At 30.8% G+C, this 20,554-nt stretch carries 17 protein-coding genes; 8 read left to right on the top strand and 9 right to left on the bottom strand.

Translation table 11 applies throughout. From position 1 onward, the window contains the following. Positions 1–7: 7 nt before the first annotated feature. Positions 8–595, bottom strand: a complete 588-nt coding sequence (locus tag ACJBCC_RS02695) for a MarC family protein (protein WP_299098515.1) — start codon at positions 593–595, stop codon at positions 8–10. 188 nt (positions 596–783) lie between these two features. Between ACJBCC_RS02695 and ACJBCC_RS02690 the strand changes: the two genes are divergently transcribed. Next, a complete protein-coding gene (locus ACJBCC_RS02690) occupies positions 784–1,356 on the top strand; it encodes a DUF3109 family protein (protein WP_299098516.1) in 573 nt (190 codons plus the stop codon). A 164-nt stretch (positions 1,357–1,520) separates the two neighbouring features. Beyond that, a complete protein-coding gene (locus ACJBCC_RS02685; RefSeq protein WP_299098517.1) occupies positions 1,521–2,234 on the top strand; it encodes a DUF4412 domain-containing protein in 714 nt (237 codons plus the stop codon). Here ACJBCC_RS02685 and ACJBCC_RS02680 read toward each other — a convergent pair. Further along, positions 2,214–4,187, bottom strand: a complete 1,974-nt coding sequence (locus tag ACJBCC_RS02680) for a tetratricopeptide repeat protein (protein ID WP_299098518.1) — start codon at positions 4,185–4,187, stop codon at positions 2,214–2,216. The genes ACJBCC_RS02685 and ACJBCC_RS02680 overlap by 21 nt on opposite strands. Before the next feature lie 3 nt (positions 4,188–4,190). Beyond that, positions 4,191–4,925: a LytTR family DNA-binding domain-containing protein gene (locus ACJBCC_RS02675; protein ID WP_299098519.1), complete on the bottom strand. Its 735-nt coding sequence runs from the start codon at positions 4,923–4,925 to the stop codon at positions 4,191–4,193. A gap of 818 nt (positions 4,926–5,743) precedes the next feature. Between ACJBCC_RS02675 and ACJBCC_RS02670 the strand changes: the two genes are divergently transcribed. The 3 genes from ACJBCC_RS02670 to ACJBCC_RS02660 all read left to right on the top strand — a co-directional run bounded on the left by ACJBCC_RS02670 (position 5,744) and on the right by ACJBCC_RS02660 (position 10,129). Beyond that, positions 5,744–7,018 carry a ribonucleotide-diphosphate reductase subunit beta gene (locus tag ACJBCC_RS02670; RefSeq protein ID WP_299098520.1) on the top strand — a complete coding sequence of 425 codons (1,275 nt, stop codon included), beginning with the start codon at positions 5,744–5,746 and terminating at the stop codon, positions 7,016–7,018. Between the two features lie 3 nt (positions 7,019–7,021). Beyond that, positions 7,022–8,818 carry a ribonucleoside-diphosphate reductase subunit alpha gene (locus tag ACJBCC_RS02665; protein WP_407556326.1) on the top strand — a complete coding sequence of 599 codons (1,797 nt, stop codon included), beginning with the start codon at positions 7,022–7,024 and terminating at the stop codon, positions 8,816–8,818. A 540-nt stretch (positions 8,819–9,358) separates the two neighbouring features. Continuing rightward, positions 9,359–10,129, top strand: a complete 771-nt coding sequence (locus ACJBCC_RS02660; protein WP_407556325.1) for a Bro-N domain-containing protein — start codon at positions 9,359–9,361, stop codon at positions 10,127–10,129. Positions 10,130–10,210: 81 nt separating this feature from the next. On the opposite strand, the gene ACJBCC_RS02655 is transcribed toward ACJBCC_RS02660, so the two are convergent. Further along, entirely contained in the window at positions 10,211–10,933 is a 723-nt protein-coding gene (locus ACJBCC_RS02655; RefSeq protein WP_407556324.1) for a DUF6503 family protein, read from the bottom strand. A 77-nt stretch (positions 10,934–11,010) separates the two neighbouring features. Here ACJBCC_RS02655 and ACJBCC_RS02650 point away from each other — a divergent pair, with 77 nt between their 5' ends. Then, positions 11,011–11,514, top strand: a complete 504-nt coding sequence (locus ACJBCC_RS02650) for a zinc ribbon domain-containing protein (RefSeq protein ID WP_299098523.1) — start codon at positions 11,011–11,013, stop codon at positions 11,512–11,514. Between the two features lie 18 nt (positions 11,515–11,532). Continuing rightward, complete coding sequence (locus ACJBCC_RS02645; RefSeq protein WP_299098524.1) at positions 11,533–12,285, top strand: CPBP family intramembrane glutamic endopeptidase; 753 nt, start codon at positions 11,533–11,535, stop codon at positions 12,283–12,285. 102 nt (positions 12,286–12,387) lie between these two features. Here ACJBCC_RS02645 and ACJBCC_RS02640 read toward each other — a convergent pair whose 3' ends face one another. From ACJBCC_RS02640 to ACJBCC_RS02625, 4 genes are all read right to left on the bottom strand, one after another. Next, the gene (locus ACJBCC_RS02640) at positions 12,388–13,239 is read right to left on the bottom strand and encodes an OmpA family protein (RefSeq protein ID WP_299098525.1); all 852 of its coding nucleotides are present in this window, start codon (positions 13,237–13,239) and stop codon (positions 12,388–12,390) included. A 148-nt stretch (positions 13,240–13,387) separates the two neighbouring features. Further along, positions 13,388–15,661, bottom strand: coding sequence for an inorganic phosphate transporter (locus ACJBCC_RS02635; RefSeq protein WP_299098526.1), 2,274 nt, complete (start codon positions 15,659–15,661; stop codon positions 13,388–13,390). A 127-nt stretch (positions 15,662–15,788) separates the two neighbouring features. Next, positions 15,789–16,469: a DUF2490 domain-containing protein gene (locus tag ACJBCC_RS02630; RefSeq protein WP_299098527.1), complete on the bottom strand. Its 681-nt coding sequence runs from the start codon at positions 16,467–16,469 to the stop codon at positions 15,789–15,791. Beyond that, positions 16,456–17,097 carry a hypothetical protein gene (locus ACJBCC_RS02625; protein WP_299098528.1) on the bottom strand — a complete coding sequence of 214 codons (642 nt, stop codon included), beginning with the start codon at positions 17,095–17,097 and terminating at the stop codon, positions 16,456–16,458. The genes ACJBCC_RS02630 and ACJBCC_RS02625 overlap by 14 nt, the downstream gene beginning before the upstream one ends. Positions 17,098–17,282: 185 nt before the next feature. Between ACJBCC_RS02625 and ACJBCC_RS02620 the strand changes: the two genes are divergently transcribed. After that, positions 17,283–17,642: a toxin-antitoxin system YwqK family antitoxin gene (locus ACJBCC_RS02620; protein WP_407556323.1), complete on the top strand. Its 360-nt coding sequence runs from the start codon at positions 17,283–17,285 to the stop codon at positions 17,640–17,642. Positions 17,643–17,723: 81 nt separating this feature from the next. On the opposite strand, the gene ACJBCC_RS02615 is transcribed toward ACJBCC_RS02620, so the two are convergent. Continuing rightward, a complete protein-coding gene (locus ACJBCC_RS02615; RefSeq protein ID WP_407556322.1) occupies positions 17,724–20,549 on the bottom strand; it encodes a TonB-dependent receptor domain-containing protein in 2,826 nt (941 codons plus the stop codon). Positions 20,550–20,554 lie beyond the last annotated feature (5 nt).

The following is a 20,554-nucleotide window of genomic DNA, read 5'->3' as shown; positions in this document are numbered from 1 at the left end:
TAATTTTTTAAGATAACAATTCTTTAATATTATGAGCAAATAATTTTACAGCAATCGCTAGTAAAATTACGCCAAAAACTTTTCTTATTATTTTAATACCATTAGCTCCAATAAAATTTTCGATTTTAGATGAAGTCTTTAATACAATGTAAATTAAAATAACGTTGCAAATAACAGCAACAATAATGTTTTCGATCGCAAATTCTGCACGTAAAGATAACAATGTTGTTAAACTACCAGGTCCTGCCATTAGAGGAAACGCTAATGGAAACACAGAAGCCGTCATAGCATCGTGGTCATCGTCTTTATAAAGAGTTACGCCTAAAACCATTTCTAGTGCAATAAAAAAGATTACAAATGCACCTGCTACAGCAAAAGAATTGACATCAATACCTATTAGGTTTAAGAGACTTTTCCCTACAAATAAAAATATAATCATAATGACACCAGCAATGATAGATGCTTTTTCACTTTGTATATGACCAACTTTTTGTCTTAAATCCATAATAATAGGAATGTTACCTATAATATCAATAACTGCAAAAAGTACCATAAAGGCTGTAAATATTTCTTTAAAATCGAATTGTAATTCCATATTAAAATGTGTTTTAGAATATAAAAATAGACTTTAAACTGCTGTTTTTTAGTGCTTTAAAATCAAATAAAACCTTTAGGGTCTCAAATTTTTTGCAAAGGTGCGACATTATTGGAGATATGCAATATTAATTGATGATAAATAACATTTCAACTTTGAAATAGTTTAAGTTTAAGTATTTTTACAACATGTTTCAACTCGGAAAAACTATTGTCTCAGAAGACATCATAGAAAAGGATTTTGTCTGTAATCTTTCAGCATGTAAAGGCGCTTGTTGTATTGATGGAGACGCAGGTGCGCCTTTAGATAAAGATGAAGTAAAAATACTTGAAGATATATATCCTAAAGTAAAACCATTTTTACGTAAAGAAGGCATTGAAGCTATTGAAGCACAAGGTACATCTGTTGTTACTGCTTTTGGTGACTTGGAGACACCATTAATTAATGGAGCGGATTGTGCTTATGTTATTTTTGATGAGAAAAAAACGGCACTTTGCGGCATTGAAGAAGCATATAACCAAGGAGAGATTACTTGGAAAAAACCAGTGTCTTGTCATTTATATCCTATAAGAGTTAGAGAATATACTGAGTTTTCTGGTGTTAATTACGATAGGTGGGAAATCTGCGATGATGCTTGTACTTTGGGGAAAGAATTACAAGTGCCAATTTACAAATTTGTAAAAGAAGCTTTAATTAGAAAATTTGGAGAAGATTGGTATGCTGAATTAGAGAAAGTTGCCGATGGTTATAATCGTAAGTGATTAATATTTTCCAATTAGTTGTGTTCCATCTTAATTTGTTCTTTTAATAAGAGTGGTAAATTTATCTTCCGATTATACAATATTGGCCTCTGTTTATACATAAACTTCTGATATATAGATTTTAATTGTTAATTTCAGAGTAATTAATCTAAAAAATAAACCTAGTGAAAACTTCAATTATTTCTAAAAACTTACTATTTATATTTTGTTTATTAACGCTTCAAACTGCCTTCTCTCAAATTGGTAAAGCAAGTAAAGTAGAACTTCCAGATTCATATGAATTTGATTATATCTACAAATTAAAAATGACCCATAAAAAAGGCGATATTACTTTTGATTATTATCTTAATGAAGATGAATCTTATTTTGGTTTTAACAGCGAAGAAATGTCTAAATCTGGTTCAGACTCAGAGATTTTTATGGTAATGGATTCTGATCTACAAATTACAGCAATGTTTATGGAAATGATGGGAAAAAAGGTAGTACAAAAGACTAAATTAAAAGCATCAGATATTAGCTCTAATGATGATATGTCTGATTATTCATTTACTGAAATAGATTCTAAAACTATCAATGGCTATGAATGTGAAGGCTACGTTACAGAGAATGATAAAATGAAAATTACATTTTACATTACGGATGATGTTCCTGTAAGTCTGAGTAGCGCATTTGCTTCTAATTCTAAAAACTTACCAAAAGGGCTTGATGCAGACATTATGAAAAAGTACACAGAAAATGGGTTAATGATGGAAATGATTTATGAAGACAAAAAGAAATCTAAAAACAACATGACAATGGAGTGCGTTGGCTTAGAAGAAACAGACTTTTCTATTGATACTACCAAATATGGTTCTATGTTAAGCGCTTTTGGAGGTTAGTTTGTGAATATTTTCCTTTAATTTTTTTGTAGGTATTTGCAGTGTTATTTTAGTACCACATGGTAGATTATTCTCATATAAATCTTCAATTTTTAGAGTGTATGAGTTTTCAAAAGATTCAGAGAAGTTTGATAATCGCGCCTTTGTTATGTCAATACCTACAGAGTCTCGTTGTAGTTTCTTTTGTTTTTTTATTTTCTGTGATGCAGCTCTACCAATACCATTATCAATAATTTCAACATTAATGAAATCTGAAGACGTTTTACTAACATTTAGTTCTATTTTCTTATTACTGTCTTTAGAAGATAAGCCATGCCATAGGGAATTTTCTAAAAAAGGTTGAAGAACTAAAGAAGGGATTTTAGTGATTTCAGTGTTTATAGAAGGATCTACATTAATTTTAAAATCTATTTCATTAGAAAAACGGATGTTCTCTATGTTCATATAAAGTTTCATAGTTTCAAGTTCATCATTAAGCGATGTTTCTTTTTCTTTTGAAGCCATTAAAATCTTTCTAATGAGTTTAGAGAATTTGTTGAGGTAATAAACAGCGTTTTCTTTTTCGTTATTAATAATGTAAAGCTTTATGGAATTGAGCGAATTAAAAATGAAATGAGGATTCATTTGACTTCTCAACATATCTTGCTCTAAAGTTAAAATATGTTTATCGCGTTTTAAAGCCTTGGTCCTGTTCATGATATATAAAATGGTTCCTATAATGACCAAAAGTAGAGAAGTAAATAATAGTATATTTTTATTACGCTCTAATCGAAGTCTAACCGATTCGTTTTCTAAAGCCAAAGCTTTAATTTGATTATTCTTGTTTACATTTTCATATTCTACAGCAATGTCGTTAACGTATTGTAAGTTTTGCTCGGTTAAGATGGTGTTTTCAATGTCTACGGCCTGATGATAGTAATCTAAAGCAACTTCGTAATTTTTATATTCCTCATTAATTTTAGACAGCATTTTGCTAGCTTCGGCAACTGAGGATCTAAGATTATAAGAACTAGCAATATTTAGTGCTTTCTTTAAGTTTTTTTCCGATGTTTCATAGTTCTTTAAATTATATTGTAATGTACCTAAATTGAGATACGAAGATGCAATATAGAACTGGTCATCTAGGTTTAAGGCTTTATCAAGAGCTGTTCTTATAATTGGTTCTGCTTCATCGTATTTTTTTTGTTTTAAGTAAATGGCACCAAGGCTATTGAAACAAATTACACGTCCTATTTCAGAGTCTATAGCATTATTGTATTCTAATGATTTTTGATAATTAGTCAAAGCACCTTCTAGGTTGCCTTTTGCTTCCTCTGCATATCCTATGTTGTGGTAGTTAATGGCAAGTCCTAATTTGTTATTGCCATCCTTTTCAATTTTTAGAGACTTTTTAAATTGGGTAATGGCTAAATCAAATTGCTTCAATGCCATATATATATTACCAATACTATTTTGTGATACAGCAATACTCCGTTTTACAGTCTGTGAAGGGCTTTCAACAGAATAGGCGGTTTTTAGAGCTTCAGTGTGGTAATCTAGTGCTGGTTTAATAATATCCATTCTTCGGTAAGCAACACCAATCATATTAAGGCTAATGATTTTTAATTCTATGCTTTTAGCAGAATCTGCATATATTTTAGCTTTTTGATGGTATCGTATAGACGAGTCGTAATTAGAAATATTTCTATTAACAATACCAAGAGCATTTAGCGCATAACATGAGGCCTCGTAATTACGATTCTTTGCAGAAACTGCGAGTAGATGTTTCATTTTTAAACTGTCTTGTTCAAACGGCTTTAATATTGAATCTAATTGAGAATATTGAGTGGGATGATTTTTGTTTACAAATGATAGTGAGTTTTCAAATGATAATTGCTGTGCACTACTATTTAAGCTGATAAGTAAGATAATTAAACAGAGACAAAATACTTGCTTTGGGTACAAAGATTTCATAGGTTAGAGTTTTTCTAAAAAATCTGATTTTCGTTGACGTGCTACAGGAATTTTTTGATCACTATCCATAATAACATAGCCTTCGTTTTTTATAAATGCCTTAATCTTATTCAAATTAATAATATAGGAGTTATGAATCCTGAAGAAATAGTGCTCAGGTAAAATAGCATCTACCTCTTTAAGTTTTTTGGTAACTACAATTTTTTTTTGATTCTGTAAAAATAATGTGCTGTAGTTGCCGTCTGATTCTATGTAGACTATATCATCAACATCTAAAAAAAGCAATTTACCATCTGTGTTTATTGTAATCCGTTTTTTGTCGTGTTGAGAATTAAAATTTGTGAGCATTCGCTCTAATTTATTAGAGTTAATGCTGCGCTCGTTGTGTTTTTTAATTTTATAGATGCTCTCTCTTAGGTCGTCAGAATCAATAGGCTTTAAAAGGTAATCTATGGCTTCGTGCTTTAAAGCTTTAATAGCATACTCATCATAAGCAGTAGTAATAATTACGGCAAAATCGGAGTGATTTATTTGTTCTAAAAATTGAAACCCACCAATAGTTGGCATTTGCACATCTAAGAACAAGCAGTCTGGAGTATTAGAGTTTAAAAACTTTAGGGCTTCATCTGGGTTTGAAAAAGATGCCATAATTTCAACCTCCTGTTTAAAATTACTAAGCTCCCAAATTAAACTTTGGATAGCCTTAGGTTCATCGTCTACAATTACTGCTTTTAACATGTGGTGCTTTTATTTCATATAAATATATGTATATAATAAATATTTTGGGTGTAAAGATGTGTGCAATGCATAGTTTTGTGTATAGAATGCTAAATATTAATTTGAATAAATAGGTAAAACCATTTATACATTATTTTTTACCAATCATACATTAGAATCATGATTATAAGCATATTATAATGATATTTGAGTTATGAAATCGAATGTATATAAGCACAATGAGGGTTTTGCTTTTTCGGATTCAAGCTATTAATTTGATAAAATTACGATTTAGAAAATCTGATTTTTCATTTCAGTGTTAATTATTGTAATCAATTTGTGAAAAAATTGATGCGCATTAATTTAAAGTTAGTTATTAGGGGAAAAAGAGCACTTAAACAGTGCTCTTTTTTGTTTGTAATTTTAACATTATTTTATAAGTATCACCACTAATAAACTTCACTGCTAGGCCTAGTTTTAACACGATAAAACCTACATTTTTTTAAATTTAAAAATTATTTTAAATTACTGTAAATCAATTGGTTAACCAGTTTTTATGCAGAATGTACGTTTTATGGGCGATACAAGAGTTTGTTAAAAACTTGTTGAAAACGTTTATAACATACCCTTTCTTTTTTAACAACAAATGTCAATCTTTGTTCAGGACAAAATATTATCATTCATTCTAATTTTTTTCGATCTAGAAACTGAATTTTATACAAACGTTGTCTCAGTTATTCCTTGTTAGGGAAAAATAAAACACATTTTACGGATTTATTAATATGGTTTTGAACGGTTAAAATCGTTCTAATGACTGTTAGGCTTTAAACTAAAAATTTATGGAAATTACGCAGATTATAAAAAGGGATTATGAAACAAGTCCGTTTGTTTTAAATAAGATTTCTAATGCTATTGAAAAGGCAATGATGTCCGTTGGTAATGGATCAAAAGAAGATGCGAATAAAATTTCTGTAAATGTTTTACAAACGCTTTTAGAAAGAAAAGGTTTAGACCATAATTACTTGCCTACTGTAGAAGAAGTACAAGATCTTGTAGAAGAAAAGTTAATGGTTAGTTCTTTTCCAGGTGTTGCTAAGGCATACATACTGTATAGAGATGAACAAGCCAGAAGCAGAAAAACAAATATTTTTGAAAAACGTATTAATTTAAAGCCTTATGAGTATCCTGCTTTAAATGAATATGTTGATGCGATAAGACACTCATATTGGATTCATTCTGAATTTAACTTCACAAGTGATATTCAAGATTTTAAAACAAGATTAACTGTTGTAGAACAGAATGCTATTAAAAATACAATGCTCGCAATTTCGCAGATTGAAGTTGCAGTAAAATCTTTTTGGGGAGAGATTTATAATAAAATGCCTAAGCCAGAAATTGGAGCAGTAGGTGCAACATTTGCAGAGAGTGAAGTACGTCACCATGATGCTTATTCGCACTTATTAGAAATATTAGGTCTTAACAATGAATTTAAGCACTTAAAGAAAAAGCCAGTAATAATGAGACGTGTTCATTATTTAGAAACGGCTTTAAAAAACGCTAAAAGTGAAGATAATAAGGAGTATGCAGAATCAATTTTATTGTTTTCTCTTTTTATTGAGCATGTGTCTTTATTCTCTCAATTTTTAATTATTATGGCTTTTAATAAGCATAAAAACATGCTTAAAGGAGTTTCTAATGTTGTAGAAGCAACTTCAAAAGAAGAGCAAATTCATGGTGATTTTGGTATTGACATTATAAGAATTATTAAAGAAGAAAACCCAACATGGTTTGATGCAGAGCACAGTGCTTTAGTAAGAGAACTTTGTGAAGAAGCATTTAAATCTGAAAGTAAACTTGTGGATTGGATTTTTGAAGCAGGTGAATTAGAATTTTTACCAAAAGATGTGATTAATGAATTTATTAAAAATAGATTCAATAATTCATTAGAAAGTATTGGCATTGAAAAAGTATTTGATGTAAACGACACACTATTAGAGCAAACCGAATGGTTTGATGATGAAATTATAGGAACGAAACATGGAGATTTCTTCGTGAAACGTTCTATCAACTATAGCAAAAGAACAAAAAGTATAACTAGCGACGACCTATTTTAAATTATGAACGACCACATTAATCCAGACCTTGAACTAAAAGCAAATTTAGAAACTACAAAAACCTCAAATCACGATGAATTATTAAAAGCCAGAAAAGAAGCTATAAAAGAAGCAAAGTCAGAGCCAGAAATTAAATGGTTAACAGACCATAGTCGTCAATTCTTAGCATCTGGTTACCTTACTGAAGACACAACACCTGAAGAGCGAATTAGAGAAATTGCGAACAACGCAGAAAAGATTTTAGGTATTGATGGTTTTGCAGATAAGTTTTATGGCTATATGGCAGAAGGTTATTATTCATTAGCATCGCCAGTTTGGTCTAACTTTGGTAAAAAGAGAGGTTTGCCAATTAGTTGTTTTGGTTCGCATATATCTGATGATATGGGTGATATTCTTTACACACAATCTGAAGTAGGTATGATGTCTAAACTAGGAGGTGGTACTTCTGGTTATTTTGGTAAACTTCGTCATAGAGGTGCACCAGTAAAAAATAATGGAGAGTCTTCTGGAGCTGTACATATTATGCAATTGTTTGAAAAAATGGTTGATGTAGTTAGTCAAGGTTCTGTAAGAAGAGGTCGTTTTTCTCCTTATTTACCAATTGAACATAATGATATCCATGAGTTTTTAGAAATAGGAACAGAAGGGAATCCAATTCAAGAGTTAACGCATGGTGTTACTGTAGGTAACGAGTGGATGCAAGAAATGATTGATGGTGATACAGATAAGCGTGCTATTTGGGCCAAAGTATTACAACGTAGAGGCGAAATAGGATATCCTTATATTTTCTTTAAGGATAATGCTAACAATAATGCTCCAGAAGTATACCGAGAAAATAAACATGAAATTTACGCAAGTAATTTATGTTCTGAAATAATGTTGCCAACCAACGAAAGATGGTCTTTTGTATGTGTATTATCATCTATAAACTTATTACATTATGATAAGTGGAAAGATACTGACGCAGTAGAAACTATGGTTTATTTCCTAGATGCTGTTTTAGAAGAATTTATCACTAAGCTAGAGGTTTATAGAGATTCTGCAGATAGAGATGACAGACAGACGTTTATGTTTATGGAGAAGGCTTACAATTTCGCAAAAGAAAATAGAGCTTTAGGATTAGGCGCTTTAGGATGGCACTCATTATTACAATCTAAAATGGTTGGTTTTGATAGCAAGGAAGCTTTTGATTTAAATAGTGAAATATTTAAAACAATTAAAACAAAATCGGTTAAGGCTTCAGAAGAATTAGCAAAGTTATTTGGTGAGCCAGAAGTCTTAAAAGGTTACGGAAGACGTAATACCACTTTAAATGCTGTAGCACCAACAACATCTTCAGCTTTTATTCTAGGTCAAGTATCACAAGGTATTGAGCCAATATGGTCTAATAGTTATGTAAAAGATATTGCTAAAATTAAAACAACGATTAAGAATCCTTTTTTAACAGCTCTATTAGAAGAAAAAGGAATGAATACATCAGAAATTTGGAGAAGCATTAGAGATTACGATGGTTCAGTACAGCACTTAGATGGTCTTACAGATCACGAGAAGGATGTGTTTAAAACTTACTCAGAAATAGATCAAATGACTATTATCTATCAAGCTGCTAATAGACAAAATCATATTGACCAAGCACAGTCATTAAACATTATGGTGCATCCAGATATGCCTGTAAAGGATATTAATAAGCTTTATGTTACTGCATGGCAATTAGGTGTAAAATCATTGTACTACCAACATAGTATGAATGCTGCACAGAAGTTTAAGCAAAAGAAGGAATGTACTAGCTGTGAAGGGTAACAGCTAGGGAAAATACATAAGCGTTAATTATTAAAAGATCACTCTATATAGTGTAGAGTGGTTTTTTTAGGCGAAATTTTAAAATAATATTATTGGTTTAATCACTTGAAAAACAGTGTATTAAAATAAATTTTATTAATAATTTATTTTAACACACCTATTTAGGAAATGATAGCTGAATTGATGATAAAAGTATGTTTAATTAAATGAAAAGATGAAGAGTAGAAAAAAGACATAAAAAAAAGGAACATCGTGAAACATTCCTCTTGGTTTATTTTAATACAAATTTGGATCACACCCCTAATATTGTATGAAAAAATAGAAATGAGATTAACTCGTCTCGCTTTCGTTCTGCAAAGAAACGAAATTTGAATATTTCTACCAAGTTAAATATTTCCATAAACGAATTAATGGTTTAAACTCGTAGTGTTTTTCAGGCTTTATGAATCTGAATTACTTATGAATAACCATATAGATATCCGTGTAAACATAAAAAAAAGGGTTTACGCATAATGTAAATAATAACTTAAAATTAAAAAAATGCAAGTAGAAATATTCAAATTTAAATCAGAAGAAGAACATTTGTTTAACGAGATTAGGACATTAGAAATTAAAGGAGAAATATGGTTTGTAGCGGCTGACGTTACTAATGTGTTGGGTTATTCCAACGGCAGAGATGCTATAGGTAGGCACTGTAAAATTAAAGGTGTCGTGAAACACGACATCCCGACTCAAAGAGGAAACCAAAAAGTAACGCTAATCAATGAGCCAAATGTTTATAGGCTTACAGTGAAATCGAAATTAGAATCGGCCGAAAAGTTTGAAGACTGGTTATTCGAAGAAGTTATCCCTTCAATTAGAAAGAAAGGTTTTTATGGAAAAATTGATAGAAGTAAATATCCTAATTTTTACTTAAGGTATAAGGACAACCTTCACAAACTAGATAGAAATTATTTTTCGGTTATAAGTGAATTATTTATTACTCTAAATGCTGAATTGGAAAAAGTCGGCTATGAAATTCCAGACAAAGGACAAACTGGAAAACAAATTATGCCAGATATTTCTGTTGGTAGAATGTTTTCAAACTATCTTAAAAAGATAGATTCCAAATTTAATGGATCACACAAGCATTATGACCATTCATTTCTTGATGACAGGCAGGATGTTGAAGCTAGGATGTATCCTTTAGAGGTATTACCGACATTTAGGAAGTTTATATTTGATAAATGGATACCTGAAAATGCAAAAAAGTATTTCAAAGATCGTGACCCAGTAGCATTGGATTATTTGCCGAAACTTTTAGGGAAGTAAAAATAACTGAGCACATAATATTGGATAAAAAAAGCATCTCATTTTTGAGATGCTTTTTCTATACTATAAAGAATATATGTATTAATCCTCAATCAAACTATCAGTCCCCAAATACTTGTCCCCTTTATTATAATACCATGCTCTTACTTTAGGCATTTTAATATCATATACAATGGTTTCATCAGATAGTAGAATATACTCTCCAGAATCTGGTTTTTCGTTTCCGTTATCATCAGTTTTAAAAAACTGATAAATTTCCATAGCATACGTTATAGGATCAAAATAAAAATACCAAACATCGCTACCAACAGATTCATCGTAAGTGATTTTTAAAACCAAATAGTCTTTACCTTTAAAGGTTTTCTTTTCAACTTTATCGTTTAGGTTGGTGCCAGGATCATTCAATTTCATTGGTAAGCCATATAGATACGTGTAGTAGTTTTTATAAAGTAAAGCTCTATCGCACGACATCTTTTTTTCTTTAGCAGCTATACTATCTAATAACTTACCGTTATAGTGCATTTCGCAAGTTTTCTTTGATAGAGTATAGGTTGTAGTAATTGTATCTTTTGTTGCTTCTACTTCAAAAAATTCTGCAGGTAAATTAATTGAGATATGACTAGTGCGTTTTGCAGAATTTGGTGTCGTCATTTCTACAGTGAACTTATCATTAAATAATTGCCAATTATCGTTTGGATCGTGGTAGTCAATAGCTTTTTCTAATACGTTTTTGGCAGAAACGTTCTGAGCCATAGCTATTAGTGAAGTAAAACTTAGAAATGCAACGAGAATAGTTTTAATCATAACGAGTATTTATTGGATGTTTACTAAAGTAGATACTTTTTTCTATATTGTTGAAATAATTCCCCAAATAAGCTTAGATGGAAGAACCTATACTTACAGAAGTTAAGAATTTAGAGTGTTCTAAATGCAACACACTTATGATTGCTGAAACTGTTTTTTGCCCAGAATGTGGCTTTCCAGAACATGGTACAGAAAAAGATGTAGCTCAGTTTCATGCTAGAAATATCATGAAAAAAAGCAATGAATTAGATGCTGATAAAAAAATTAAATCGGCGAGAAATGTGTTGTACATCATCGCTGGAGTTACCATGCTATTTGGCTTTATTTTCTTTTTTACAGATCAAGATGCCTCTGTACTTGTAACTAACGTAGTTTTAGGTATTATTTATCTTCTTTTAGGATCTTGGACGTCCAAAAAACCTTTGGTGGCCATTTTATTAGGATTACTTTTATATTTAACCACCATTATTATTTCAACAATTATTGATCCTGCAACTATTATAAAAGGTATAATTTTTAAAATTTTAATAATTGCTTATTTGGGTAAAGGTGTATATTCTGCCTCATCTATAAGGAAGTAAATTAATAGCTGTATCTAAATGACTTTTAGTTGTAAAAAATGTCAAGTAACTTTTGAGAATGAGATAAAATTTTGCCCAAATTGTGGTGTAGAAATAAAGAAATCTATCATAGAAAATAGAGCAGGAACGTTAAATCTTATTATAGTTTTCTACGTTGTATTTTTAGTTTTTATAGCTCTGAGTTACTACGTGAATTCTGAGATAGAGCAAAGTCTTAGTTCGGAACTTACTACTGAAGGTATATTCGCTTTATTAGTTTTGGGCTTTGCAGTGTTTGATTTTAAAGTCATTTTAAAGCTTTATAAATTACCTGTTATAAATTGGAGAATAATAATATTCACTATTATATTCCCCATCTTTTCTGCCTTCTCAGTGTATTACACATTTGAGTTTTTAAACACGTATTTTTTTGAAGCTATAGATGAAAATTATTATGAAACCTATGTTTATTTAAATTATCCATTATTTTGGTCCATAATATTTATAGCCATTTTGCCTCCAATATTTGAAGAACTAGCCTTTAGAGGTTTCTTGTTTAATCAACTACAAAAGATAGTCAGTGAAAGAATTACAATAATTGCGACAGCTTTTATATTTGCATTAGTTCATTTTTCGTTTATAAGTTTGTTATGGATTTTTCCATTTGGTCTTGTTTTGGGCTATTTAAGGAGTAAGTACAACACATTGTGGTATGGTATTGTAATTCACTTTATCCATAATTTAATTGTGCTGTTGCTAGATTATTATATGTATACAACGCTTACTTTATAGCGTTATAAACGTTTCAAAACAAAAAAAGCATCCAATGCCGATTTGTTCGGGAGGATGCTTTTTTAGTAAGTTTAAATCAACTTATATTTTATAAACAATGTCTTATTTTTCTTCCATCATTGCAAAGAACTTGTCAATGTTTGGCATTAAAATAATACGTGTTCTTCTGTTTTTAGCTCTATTAGACCAAGTATCATTTTCTACTAGAGGTTGGTAACTACTACGACCAGAAGCGATTAATTGCTCAGGAGCAACGTTAAACTGGTTTTGTAATTTTTTTACAACTGAAGTTGCACGTAAAACACTTAATTCCCAGTTATCTGAAATCTTCTCTGTGTTGATTGATCTAGAATCTGTATGACCCTCTACCATGACGTCTAAGCTTGGCTCTGAGTTAATAACGTCTGCTAACTTCTTTAAGATTTTATCAGCTTTGTTACCTACTCTGTAACTTGCAGTGCTAAATAACATATCATCATCAATAGAAATCATTACTACAGTTTCGTTAATATCAACAACGATGTCTTCATCTTCGTTAAGATCATTGGTGTTCATTGCCTTACTTAAATTGTACTGAATCGCTAAATTCATTGAATCTTTTAAAGTTTTAGCTCCAGCTAATTTTTCAGGACTAACATTTAATAATGTAGCACGCATTTTCTCTTTGCTTGCTCCAGATGCTACAGTACCATCCTTAGAAACTTGAAATTTAGATTTGTTTTCTAAAGTTAAGCCTTCTACATCACTATTTAAAGATTGAATCTTAGAGTTGTATTGGTTAACACGTGCCTCTATAATTGCAAATTTATTTTCTAATTCTTCTTTTTCTACTCGAGTTTTAGTTAGTTCACTAACTGTTTCTCCATGTTCTTGCTCTAAAGCTAAGAACTTTTTCTTAGATACACATGAACTTAATAAAACTGCTGTTACTAATAAGATTGAAATTTTTTTCATTATTTTAATTTTGGTTTAAATTTAGTTTTATAGTTCTATATACGATAGGTTGATTGTTTTGGACGTTGAAAGACAAAAAAAATTAACATTTGGTCAAATAAAAAGCCCAATACGCTAATATTGGGCTGTTTATTGTATCCTTATATTTTTATTCTTCTTGGTCGTTAGCTAGTTTGGCTGGTTCTACAGAACTGTCATGGGCGCCAAAGTATTCTTCAAGCAGATTCATTGTTGCAGTTAAAAGATCTTTAGTCTCTAACAATAAGCTAAAATATAGCGTTGTGTTTTTAGGACTAGACTCTTCACTTCGTGTACGCTCAACTTGTTTTTGAATCTTTTCTTTAACTAAACCATAGACATCAGAGCGTTCTGCTAAAACTGCACCAATTTGTTCAAATGAACGAGATTCAAAAGCGACTTGAGTTTTAGTAAATAAAGCTTCCATACGAGCATCTAACTCTTTTAACTCCTTAATTTGACTAAACTTTAATTTTTTGTGGTTATTGTTAACATGCTTATGACTTACTTTAGATATGTAATCTAATGACTGCGTCATATCTTGTAAATAACCTAATATATTGATGTAGAAATTACTTGCTGATAAACTTGGCTCTTCAAGATTCTTAATAAAATAAAAGATATGATCTCTTAAGTCATCAATTTCATTTGAAAGCTTATCTATCTGTTTTCTATTTTTCTTTAATAATTTTAAATCTTGAACTGCAAGACCGTTAATTGCCGAAGTATATATTTTGTTTCCTCGTCTTACAACACTAGCAATATTAGTAGCACTCTCTTGGATAACACCTTGAGTAGAACTGCTTTCAGCTTTTTCTAACTGATCTTCTACCTTCATTACCTTAGACTTCTGAATGTGCGCCATGTAGCTACGTATTAATAAAAGCACAGCTAATACTAATAAACCAACTAAAGCGTAACCTTGACCGTAATATAGAATGTAAGCCATTATCGCAGCAGCTACAAAAGCACTAAATGCTGTAAAAAACCAACCGCCAATTACATTTAAAACACCAGCAACTCTATACACAGCACTTTCACTGCCCCAAGCTCTATCTGCTAAAGAGGTACCCATGGCAACCATAAAAGTAACATAGGTTGTAGATAATGGTAATTTCATTGAAGTCGCTATAGAAATCAAGACACTGGCAACCATTAAATTTACGGCAGCTCTCACTAAATCAAAAGCCGGAATATCTTGTTCCTTAACAATCACTTTAGGTTTTATAAATTGCTGATCTGACCAAACTTTATATTTATTTGGTAGCACTGCGTTAAGACTTTCTGAGATACCCATTGAAAATCTAACGATACTTCGAGATAGGAAATTTGGTTCAAAACGTTCTTTTACATCATCTTGTCTTGATAAATCTACTGAGGTTTTTACAACAGCTTTTGCCTTACTAGAAAACCAAAGTGTTAATACCATTATGAGTCCGGCAATTAATAAAAGATAGGGTTGTGTTTGTACAGGTTCGCCTAAAGCGGTCATTACATATTCAGTTGGTTGAGCACCACTTGCAGACCATGCTTCGTAAGAGTTAAAAGCGGCAATAGGAACACCAATAAAATTAACTAAATCGTTACCTGCAAAAGCCACTGCTAATGCAAAAGTACCTACGACTATAATTACCGTATATATATTGGTTTTACTATACTTTATAAGTAAATATGATACTGCAGTAAGAACTAAAAAGCTGATGCCAATTAAAGCTATTGGATTTGTAGAAATTAATGACTTTATATCGTCATTCATAAAGCTTGCATTCTTAATCCCTTTAATAAGTATAAAATACAAAATTGAAGAGGTTGCAATACCACTAAAAATTGCACCATACCAAGATGGTTTTTCTTGAAATTTAAAGGATAACAACAATCTAGAAGCATATTGAATAATGGCTCCAACGGAGAATGCTACAACAACGGACAGCAGTATTCCTAATATAATTTGAATCGCTTTGTCGTTATTGATATAAATTGATAAGTCAGTTATAGACTGTTCGCTATCAGCATAAATTTTAATTAAAGCGACAGCAACGGAAGCTCCTAATAATTCAAATACAATAGAAACTGTAGTGGAAGTAGGCATTCCGAGTGTGTTGAAAAAATCAAGAAGTAATATGTCTGTTAACATTACAGCCATAAAAATGACCATAATCTCATTGAACATAAATTCGCCAGGATTAAATATGCCTTTTCTGGCCACTTCCATCATTCCACTAGAGGTCATTGCACCTACAGCAACACCAATACTAGCGACAATCATTATGGTTTTAAATGAAACAGCTTTAGATCCTATTGCAGAATTTAAAAAGTTAACAGCGTCATTACTTACACCAACTACTAAATCTGCTATGGCTAAAAAAGCCAATGCAGCAAGCATATAGACATATAGGTTTTCCATTTAAAAGGATGCTAAAAATTGAACGCAAAGTACCGTTTTTATCTCTAAAATAATGTTATCTAATTGTTATTATTAAAAGTTGTCATTTCATCCAAATAAATTGAATTTTAACGACGAATTTTAGAATTTATACCTTTAGAATATAAGATGTAAGAATAAATAATTTGTGTTCAGTATTAATGTTTAAAGCTTCAAATCGATATTCAAAACCAAATTGAAATTTAGACTTTTTTGATAGAAGCCAACCCATTTGGTATGTAGCTCTATGATCTAATTCTGGTTTTAATTTAGAACTTGTACTAAGTAATCCTTCCATTGATGCTACCAGATAAGGCTCTCCAATATCTAGTTTTTCACCATTTAGCGGAAAATCTATAGCAAAACGGTAACGCGTGCGCAAAATAGTAAGGTCTTTAAGAAAGCGTTGCTCAGTTCTAAATCTGTGGCCAAAACGAATAGCATTCTTTTTTTTGGTATAATTAAATTGTTGTACCAATCTAAGTTCGTCGCTTCCTTCATCTATAGATTCTCTTATTCTATATTGTATACCTAAGCTAAGACTGTGGTTATAATCTAAGGCAAGCGTAGAAAAATGAACTAAATCTATTTGTCTATTTATAAAACTGAAGGACTCATCTTGATACAAATAATAACGACTTTTAATGGCAAAATTAGTCTTATATGTGCTATTAACTTTGTGGTTTATGGAAAAAGCGGTTTCGCCCAGTCCTTCAAAATCGTTTTGAGAATTAAGGTTTAGACCTAATAAAATTATATGTAGTAAAAGTACTTTTTTAATAGAGTACATGCTCGTAAGATGATGGCTTTAAGATTCTATACTTTAAAAATTCACCTTTGTTATTAAAAGTGAATTCTCTTGTGTCTTTTCCTTTATTTGATTTTACTTCCGCAATTATTTCGTAATTAGGTAAGACGTTTGTTTCGTTTTGTAGAAGGTTATTTACAAAGTTTAAGCGATCAAAGTCTGTAGTATAAACAAATTGCTTTTGAATTTTAATGAATTTATGCTTGAGATAAGTTTGAGATAGGTGTGATTCAATTTTTCCTTTGGTCAAAGGATTGATTGCTCTTAATTGAGCTACAACTTCAATATCCTCAATTTTTCCTTCTTCAGAAAATTCTAGACTGTAACGTTTTTTATTGAATTTAAATTTAAGTTCAAAACTGCGTTTGCTGCCATCAGTTTCCAAAAAGTATTTTAAACGTCTACATTTTTCAGGTAAATTTTTAATGACTTCTTGAGCCAATTCAGGGAAACTAGACAATTTAATCCGTGTTTCTTTTTCGTTTTTTGTTTGACCAAAAGCTGAATGATTAAATAAAATAAAGCAGGTCACCATCAGTATCGATCTTGCTAGCATGTTGTCAACGGTTATCATGGTTATTGTACTTTTATTAATTATTAATGATTTCAAAATTAGTGTTTTTTATAAAATTCATCTTTTAATATGAGACGGATTGTTAATCTTAGTGGCATTTTAAATTATTGATAATCAGACATTAATGATTCTAATGTTAATTTAATGTTATGTAAATGTTGTTCAAATGTAAAATTAATGTTATATTTGTAAAGTAAATATTAAATTAAACCCAAATAGATATGAAAAATTTAGTAATGATATTAGTGATGCTAAGTGTAAGCTTCACATACGCTCAAGATATAAACGAAACAAAATTAGAAAAGAAAGGTGATTTAACTATTGCTACGTATTACCACGAAAGTGGAGAAGTATCTCAAACGGGTGCTTTTGATTCAGATGGTAAATTACAAGGTGAATGGACTAGCTTTGATGTTGATGGGAATAAAGTAACGGTTGGTACTTACGAAGCAGGAAAAAAAGTTGGTAAGTGGTTCTTCTGGGAAGGTGATTCTTTAAAGGAAGTTGACTATATCGATTCTCGTGTTGTGAATATTAATAAATGGGACAACAAAACTAAAGTGGCTATTAGAAATAGATAGTTAATAGATTACATAAAAATAAAAGGCTTTCTGATTTTCAGAAAGCCTTTTTTGCTTTTAGGAATTATGTGTTCTTAAACCTTAGAATTTAAAAGAATAACCTAAAGATATTTCTGTGCCTGGATCTCTTAATGAGAATGTTTGGTTAGATGCTTTGTATGACTCGTATTCACTTAATCTTTCGCTACCTAAGATATTAGTAACTTTTAAGTCAATAGAAGATTTTTTACTTTCTCCTAATGTCTTATTAAACGTAAAGTTTAAACTATTAAAAGATTGCGTATATACATCTGGTACTAAACCAATACCAACAACTTCTAAAGTTGGGCCTTGTACATTAAAAAATAAACCAGTCTGTAAACCTAAATCTGAATTGTTATAGTCTAAGCCAAGATTAATTAAAAAAGGTGCTTGCCCTTGTAAATCTCTTTCTCTTTCTACAGTTTCTCCATCTCTAGCAGCAAGTGTTCTACTTTCAAATTCACCATCAGACATCGTTAATTCAGACGTCATGAATGAAATATTAGCGTTTAATTTCAAATTATTTAAACCTTCAGATAAGAAACCTAATCGTTGTCTTAATTCAAACTCAATACCATATACTTTAGCGTTTCCTAAGTTATCTACTGTAATTTGAGTTGGTGCTTGTAAAAAGAATGATTGCTCGATAGGATCAGTAAGATCTTTATAGAAACTACTAACAGCAAACATTTGACCATTTTCACCAAAGCGTTCAAATCTTACATCAAAATTATTAATATACGTTGGAGCTAAATCAATATTTCCAATAAATAAACGACTTGTAATAGGATCAAATATTTGTGCCACAGACGCCTCTTTAAAAGATGGTCTTGCTGTTGTTCTACCATATGATGCTCTTAAGTTAATATCATCATTTAAGGAATATATTAAATTGGCAGATGGAAATACATCCAACTCATCTAAAATTGGTTCTCTATCATAAACAATTGTATTGTTTTGACCTGTGTAATAAGAACTGAAATATTCAGTTCTTACACCTAATACTGTTTTTAATTTTTCTGAAAGGTTAAATTCAGTAGAGAAATAAGTAGCTCCAATAGTTTGCTCACCTTCATAAGCATCGTTAGCATTAAATTGATCTCCAAAAACTAAAAACGTACCGTTATCTGTAGTAGGATTCCAAATATTATTAGAGTTTAATAATTGATCTACATCTCCACTTGCTATAAAGGCGTCGTCACCTGCAATATTAAACGTATAATCATCAATGCTAAAATCTCTAAATTTATAAGTGTAAGCTCCACCAAATTTAATTTTTGCGCCACGACCAAATAACTCAATATTTTTGTCTAGGTCTACTTTACCAGACCAGCTTTCTTCAATTAAATTCCTCCAAAGTTGAATTGGAAACGTAGAAGCAGATGGACTAATAAATGAATCACCATTATCAGCTTGTTGTAATGGTGTAATTCTATGATCTTTATCCATTACTTTAGAAAACGTAGGTGCTATTTTCCATTCTAAATTCATTGGGTTTTCTTTATCACTTAAGCGATGCGTCCCAGAAAATAAAAGGTTTGTTACAGAACGTTCTGTATAGGTAATGGCATTTTTAGTTAAAGGTTCTAAACCTCCACCAACAGCATCTTGAGATATAATCTGATCATAAAAACCAGCACTAGATTCTCCATTTTGAATATGTAAAAAGTTAACCTTATATTTAGATAAATCTGTTTTATAAGTTAAACCTAACATACCATTCATAATAACGTTGTTAGTTCCTTCTGCTCCTTTTGAATCAAATACTGAGCTTAATTCATTGTTTCCAGAATCAGCAAAATTCTTTACAAAAGCACCATCTTCTCTATTTTTATAAAACGTAGTTTCATTTTTATAAGAGAAAGACGCTAAATAACCTATTTTGTTATCACCTAAGTCGTACTGATTTCCGAGTGTAAACCCAAAATCAAAGTTCATTCCGCTAGTTTGTTGTTTAGCTCTAAGTTCTTTAGAAAATCTATCAGTTAACGTCGTTAATAGTAATCTATTTTCAAAAGTACCAGGTATTTGTTGGTATCTGTGAATAGGTAAACTTCTTGTACCATCATCATATCCAAAAATATCTGTATCACTTCCGGTAGAGGTTAAATAGTTGTTGTTGAAGTGCATATCTGGATTGTAACCCATTCCTAATGACAACGTATATTCTGCTCTAGAAGGGAAATCTTTAGTTACAATATTTACGAGTCCACCAGTAAAATCTGAAGGATATTCAGCAGATGCAGATTTTATAACGATTACATTTTCTAAAATATTAGTAGGAAATAAATCCATCTGAATTGTATTTCTATCTGGATCTAAACCAGGAATATCAATACCATTTAAAATCGATTTAGTGTAACGGTCACCTAATCCACGCACGTAAACATACTTACCACCTTGAATAGAAACACCTGGTACGCTTTTCACAGCACTTGCAACATTACTTGCACCAGAGTTTTTAATGGCTTGTGCAGAAATACCATCCATAACTACTACAGATTTTTTCTGTAAGTTAAGTACGGCACTTTCAGTATTTCGTTTTGTAGACGTTGTAATTACTACTGTGTCTAAAGAGTTAGTTTCTAATAGAATATCTAATATAACCGTTTCTCCATTTTTTATAACAACATCAGTAACTTCTTTAGTTGTGTAACCAACAAATGAAAATACTAGAGTATATGTACCCTCTTCTAATTCTAATTGGTATTTTCCGTCAAAATCAGAACTAATTCCAATTGATGTTCCTTTTACCAATACATTAGTAAAGGCCATTGGCTCACTAAATTCATCATCAATAATAGTACCCGTAACTATACCTTGTGCAAAGGAAAAAAATGTAGCTAGAAAGAAAACAAAAACTAAAGCTTTTTGTATATTTTTCATATTAA

This window comes from Winogradskyella sp. 4-2091 (assembly GCF_045765065.1).
Classification (GTDB): domain Bacteria; phylum Bacteroidota; class Bacteroidia; order Flavobacteriales; family Flavobacteriaceae; genus Winogradskyella.
Note: the sequence above shows the minus strand (reverse complement) of the source record. Positions and strands in the feature narration are given on the sequence as shown.